3 protein-coding genes are annotated in these 6,030 nt (G+C 68.5%); 1 reads left to right on the plus strand and 2 read right to left on the minus strand.

The window, feature by feature from the left end:
* A partial coding sequence (locus AC1DYI_RS24225; RefSeq protein WP_477206691.1) for a S8 family serine peptidase occupies positions 1-1,363 on the minus strand: 1,363 nt, incomplete at its 3' end.
* Positions 1,364-1,589: 226 nt separating this feature from the next.
* Here AC1DYI_RS24225 and AC1DYI_RS24230 point away from each other — a divergent pair.
* Complete coding sequence (locus AC1DYI_RS24230) at positions 1,590-1,976, plus strand: VOC family protein (RefSeq protein ID WP_477206692.1); 387 nt, start codon at positions 1,590-1,592, stop codon at positions 1,974-1,976.
* A gap of 26 nt (positions 1,977-2,002) precedes the next feature.
* On the opposite strand, the gene AC1DYI_RS24235 is transcribed toward AC1DYI_RS24230, so the two are convergent.
* On the minus strand, positions 2,003-6,030 hold a 4,028-nt coding region (locus tag AC1DYI_RS24235; RefSeq protein ID WP_477206693.1), incomplete at its 5' end, for an NAD-glutamate dehydrogenase.

The raw sequence follows: 6,030 nt of genomic DNA on the forward strand, positions 1-6,030 counted from the left end.
CCATCGAGGTGCCCGACATCACGCCCCAACGGTCGYTCGGGATCGTCGAGACGATCGCGACGCCCGGTGCGGTCAGCGCCACCTTGTCGCCTCGGTTCGAGAATTTGGCGAAGAAACTGGGCTTGTGGGCCAGTTCCTTGCCGACCGAGGTGCTCAGCGTCCAGTCCAGGTAGGCCCCGAGCGGCCAGCTTTCGCGCAAGCCGATCGCCGAGACAGCCACCGCCTTGGGGTAGCGTGCCGGGTAGGCGACGCTCGCCTTGCCGTCGTTGCCGGTCGCGGCGACGCACACGCAGCCCAGGCCCCATGCTTGCTCGATCGCATCGCGCACCGCTCCATCGGCCGCGCCGCCGCCGATGCTCAGGTTGACCAGGTCACAGCCGTCCAGCGCCGCCTGCTTGATGGCCGCGGCGATCGCGAAGGTCGAGGCCTCTTCGACGCCGTCTTCGAAGATCCGGTACGCGTACAGCTGCACGTGGCTGGCTTCGCCGCGGCGCCAACCGTGGGCCGTGGCTGCGATCACGCCGGCAACATGGGTGCCGTGGCCGTCCCAGTCGCGCCAGCGTCGCGGCTGCTCTTCGGTGGTGTTGCGGCCACCGTTGACGGCCAGGCTTTCGTGCGGACCGACGCCGGTGTCGACCACACCGACCTTGACGCCACGGCCGGCAGCCGCCATCGGTTCGCCGTAGGCCAAGCCCCGGGCATCGGGCGCGCGCAGGTCGACGGCCGGCACCAGCACCTCGAAGCCGTCGGCGGTCACGGCGACTGTCGGCAGCCGGACCGGCCAGCCGCTGTGCAGCGGGTCGACGTACAGCGCCTGCAGCGCGGCGGGCTCCTCGTCGAACTCGAGCTGTGCGCGGCCGTAGCGGTCGGTGGTGGCCGCGACGCCAACGCCTTCGGCCTCGTCGAGCATGGCCGTGACCAGCGCATCGCCAAGCAGCTTGGGCTTGTCACCATCGACCCGCACGGTGACGGTCCATTGGAAGACCTTGCGATGGGTGCCGCCGGCTGCGGCCTTGGCCGGCGCTCGCAGCGTGTGCCATGGGCCGCGGGCCCGCTCCAGCGGGTACCACTGCTCTTCGAACACGTGGGCACCTTCCGGCGCCAGGGCCTTCACCTGGTCGAGCGTCACATGGTCTGCGTCGACCAGCACCGAGCCGTCGGCCGGGGCCGTGTTGACGATGGTCAGCGCCAGGCTGGCCGCCTTGGCAACGTGTCCCACCGTGTGGCCCGCGTCGGCCGCGTGTGCGCCGGTGATGACAGGCATCGACAGCAGCCGCGCGGTCCGGGCGGGTGTGCTCGAATCATCGGTCAGTCCATCCTTGGGGATGACCATGAAGCGTCGTGGGCGTTCAGCAGTTTGCATCGCGGCGATTGTGGTTGGGGGAACAACGGTGCGACATCCCGCAAGTCATGCTGACGACGTGAGTTGGTGACAGCTCGTTTCGCCAACCACCTTGCGGTTGCGCTCGGTCCCTCCAGCGCTCTTCTCGGTACAGGGCCTGGTCAGCATGGCCGAGAACTGGCTCACCCAATGACCCACCTCCGTGCGACGATCCGCGCTTTCAACACAAGGCACCAGGAGGCCAGCGATGATTGATCACACCGGCGTGGGCGTCAGCGACTACGAACGCAGCAAGCGCTTCTACACCGACGCACTGGCACCCATCGGCTACACGATGCTGATGGAAGTACCGAAGGAGTTCACCGGCGGGGTCGGTGTGGCCGGCTTCGGCGAGGCACCGAAGCCGGACTTCTGGATCCATGGCGGCCAGCCGAACAAGCCGCCGATCCACGTGGCCTTCCGCGTCGACAGCCGGGCGCTGGTCGACGCGTTCTACAAGGCCGCTCTCGAGGCTGGCGGTACCGACAACGGCCCGCCGGGCCTGCGGCCGCACTACCACCAGCACTACTACGGCGCCTTCGTGCGTGACCCCGACGGCCACAACATCGAGGCCGTCTGCCATCTGCCGGCCTGAGGCGAGGGCCTCAGGCCCTCGCCTCATCAGGCGAGGTTGCGCAGCTCCCGCAGCGCGACCGACAGCATCGCCAGGTCGGCGTTCTTGGTGTCGGCCAGCTCCAGCAGAACGCGTTGAGCACGTTCGAGCGCCACCGCGTTGGCCGCTTCCCAGGCGGCCAGCATCTGCGCCGAGCCGCCTTCGCCGGAGCCGAGCACCTCTTGCGTGATCGCGCGCTGCAGGCCTGCCAGGTCGTCGCCGAGTGCGTTCTTCGCCAGGCTTTGCCAATGGCTGCTGCCGGGCAGTGCGTCGATCTGCTGGCGCAGGCTCGCCAGGCCCAGGCGCGAGGCCACACCCACGTGCACCTCGCCGACCTCGGTCACATCGCGCTTGGCGCCTTCAGCCACTTCGGCGATGTCGAGCGCTGCGTACAGCCCCTCGGCACTGGCCACGCGGTGGGCCAACGCGGCCGGCACGCCGGCGGCAACCCAGGCCAGGGCATGCGGTGACGAAGCCGCCTGCGCGGCCAGCGGCTCGCGCAGCGCTTCGACCGCGTCGCGGAAGCGGGTGAAGGTCTGTTCCATCGGCTCGGCCAGCCGCCGGTAGCGCAAGAACCAGGTGGTCGCGCGCGAGGTCAGCCAACCTTCCTCGACCAGCATTTCGGACTGCACCGCATCGGGCACCACGTTGTCCAGTGCCTCGACCTGCTGCCACAGCGCCACGTGGCCCATCACCTCGCGGGTGCAAAGGTAGGCACGCACCACCTGCGCCGGCTTGGCGCCGGTCATGTCGGCCAGCCGGTGGACGAAGGTCGAGCCGACGCGGTTGACCATGCTGTTGAGCACGTGGGTCGCGACGATCTCGCGCTTGAGCGGGTGGCGCGGGATGTAGCCGGCCATGCTCTCGCGCATCGTGGCCGGGAAGTAGCGTTCCAGCGCGCTGCCGATCCACGGGTCTTCCGGCAGGTCCGACGCGATGATCTCGTCGAACAGCCACATCTTGCAGTAGGCCAGCAGCACCGCGCGCTCGGGCGTCGTCAGCCCGATGCCGTGGGCCGCGCGTTCGGCGATCTCGTCGTCGGTCGGCAGGAACTCGATCGCGCGGTTCAGCCGCCCGGCTTTTTCGAGGAAGCGCATGAAACGCGCTTCCTGGTCGAGCAGCTTGGCGCCCAGCCGGTGCGTCACCGACAGCACCTGGGTCTGGAAGTAGTTGTCGCGCAGCACCAGCGCGGCGACCTCGTCGGTCATCTGCGCCAGCGTCGCATTGCGCTGCTTCTCGGTCATCTCGCCGTCGGCGACCGCCAGGCCCAGCAGGATCTTGATGTTGACCTCGTGGTCCGAGGTGTCGACGCCGGCCGAGTTGTCGATCGCATCGGTGTTCAGCGAGACGCCGTTCAGCGCCGCCTCGATGCGGCCGAGCTGCGTGAAGCCGAGGTTGCCGCCTTCGCCGATCACCTTGCAGCGCAGTTCGCGGCCGTTGATGCGGATCGCGTCGTTGGCGCGGTCGCCGACCTCGGCATGGGTCTGCGTGCTGGCCTTCACGTAGGTGCCGATGCCGCCGTTGTAGAGCAGGTCGACGGGTGCCTTCAGGATCGCCGACAACAGCTCGGTCGGCGCCAGCCTGTCGGCCTCGATGCCGAGTGCAGCGCGGGCCTGCGGCGAGATCGGGATCGATTTTTCCGAGCGGGCCCAGACGCCGCCGCCGGCCGAGATCAGCTCGGTGTTGTAGTCGGCCCAGGACGAACGCGGCAGCTTGAACATGCGATCGCGCTCGACGAACGAGGTCGCCGCATCGGGCGTCGGGTCGATGAAGATGTGGCGGTGGTCGAAGGCGGCGATGAGCCGGATGTGCTTGGACAGCAGCATGCCGTTGCCGAACACGTCGCCCGACATGTCGCCCACACCAGCGACGGTGAAGTCGGTCGTCTGGATGTCGGTGCCGCGTTCACGGAAGAAGCGCTTGACGCTCTCCCACGCGCCGCGGGCGGTGATGCCCATCGCCTTGTGGTCATAGCCGACGCTGCCGCCGGAGGCGAACGCATCGCCCAGCCAGTGGCCGTACTCCTTGCTGACGGCGTTGGCGTAGTCCGAGAAGGTCGCAGTGCCCTTGTCGGCCGCGACCACCAGGTACGGGTCGTCGGCATCGAGCCGGACGATCTGCGGCGGCGGCACGACCGTGGTGCCGTTCAGGTTGTCGGTCAGGTCGAGCAGGCCGCGCAGGTAGTCCTGGTAGCAGGCCACGCCTTCTTTCATGAACGCGTCGCGGTCGGTCGCCGGCGGCGCCTTCTTCAGCACGAAGCCGCCCTTGGAGCCGACCGGCACGATGACGGTGTTCTTCACCATCTGCGCCTTCACGAGCCCCAGCACCTCGGTGCGGAAGTCTTCCGGCCGGTCCGACCAGCGCAGCCCGCCGCGCGCGACCTTGCCGCCACGCAGGTGGATGCCCTCGAATCGCGGTGAGTAGACGAAGATCTCGAACAGCGGCTTCGGCTCGGGCAGGCCCGGCACCTTGGCCGATTCGAACTTGAAGCTGAGGAATGAGCGACGCGGCCCGGGCGCGCCCGAGTGGCCGATGCCGGTGCGCCAGTAGTTGGTGCGCAGCGTGGCCTGCACGAGGGCCAGCAGCTGCCGCAGCACGCGGTCTTCCTGCAGGTTGCTGACACGGTCCAGCGCCTGCTCGATCGCATTGACCTGCGAGGCCGCGGCTTGTTCGTCACGGCCGTTCGGGTCGAGCTTAAGCTTGAACAGATGCACCAGCATGCGCGCGATGCGCGGGTGGGCCGTCAGCGTGGCTTCGACCGCAGCCTGCGACAACGCGAAGCCGATCTGCTTCAGGTAACGCGCATAGGCACGAAGTACGACGATCTCGTCGGCCGCCAGCCCGGCGCGCAGCACCAGCCGGTTCAGGTCGTCGTTCTCGACCTCGCCGCGGAAGACGCGACCGAAGCAGTCCTCGAACAGCTTGGCCAACGTCTCGTCCTCGATCTCGTCGGACACCGCCGCCTGCATGTCGAAGTCATGCAGCGAGATCGACGCGCCGTCCGCCGTCAGCCTGTAGTTCTGCTCACCGAGCACGCGCACACCCATGTGCTCGAGCATCGGCAGGCTGTCGGACAGCACGATCGGCTCACCACGCCGGTAGACCTTGAAGCCCAAGGCGCTGGTGCCGCCGCCGAGCGGCCGGTACAGCGCCAGCGCCAGCGGTGACGCTGCCGACAGCGAGGCGACGGTGCGCACGTCTGGCACAGCAGCACGAGCCGGCACGCGCTCGCGGTATTCGGGCGGGAAGGCGTTGCTCCAGCCCTTGAACAGTGCGATGCCCCGGGCTTCGCCTTCGGCTTCGGTCAGCGCATCGCGCAGGCCGTCGTCCCAACGGCGGGCGGCCTCGGCCAGCTTGCGCTCAAGCTCCTTGCGGTCGATCGCTGGAACCTGGCCCGGTGTCGTACGCACGGTGAAGTGGATGCGCGCCAGCACCGTGTCGCTCAGCAGCACGTCGAACTCGGCGCTGGTGCCGGCAAAGGCCTGCATCAGGATGCGCTGGAACTTGATTCGCAGGTCGGTCGCGTAGGCCTCGCGCGGCACGTAGACCAGGCACGAGACGAACCTGTCGAACGGATCGCGCCGCACGAACAGGCGCAGCCGCTGGCGGTCGCCGAGCGCGAGGATGCCCAGCGCGGTCTCATACAACTCGTCGTCAGAGATCTGGAACAACTCGTCGCGCGGGAAGGTTTCGAGGATGTGCACCAGCGCCTTCGACAGGTGCCCGCCCGGCGGCAGGCCGGCGCGGTTGGCGATGGCCTCGACCTTGCCGCGCAGCAGCGGTGTCTCTGCCACGCGGGCGCTGTAGGCCGTGGAAGTGAGCAAGCCGACGAAGCGGTGTTCGCCGATCACCTTCCCGCTCTTGTCGTAGCGCTTGACGCCGACGTAATCGGTGTAGCCCGGCCGGTGCACGGTCGAGCGTGTGTTGGCTTTGGTGACGACCAGCACTGGCGTCGGCGCATGGGCCAGCTCGCGGGCATTGGCCGGCAGTTGCGACAGGCCCGACGAGGCCTTGTCGGCCTCGGTCTCTCGAAGAA

It is taken from the genome of Ideonella sp. P3_A4 (assembly GCF_056403075.1).

Excerpts from the sequence above, each read along its gene's own strand:
- AC1DYI_RS24230 (WP_477206692.1), top strand. The coding sequence starts at position 1,590 with ATGATTGATCACACCGGCGTGGGCGTCAGCGACTACGAACGCAGCAAG.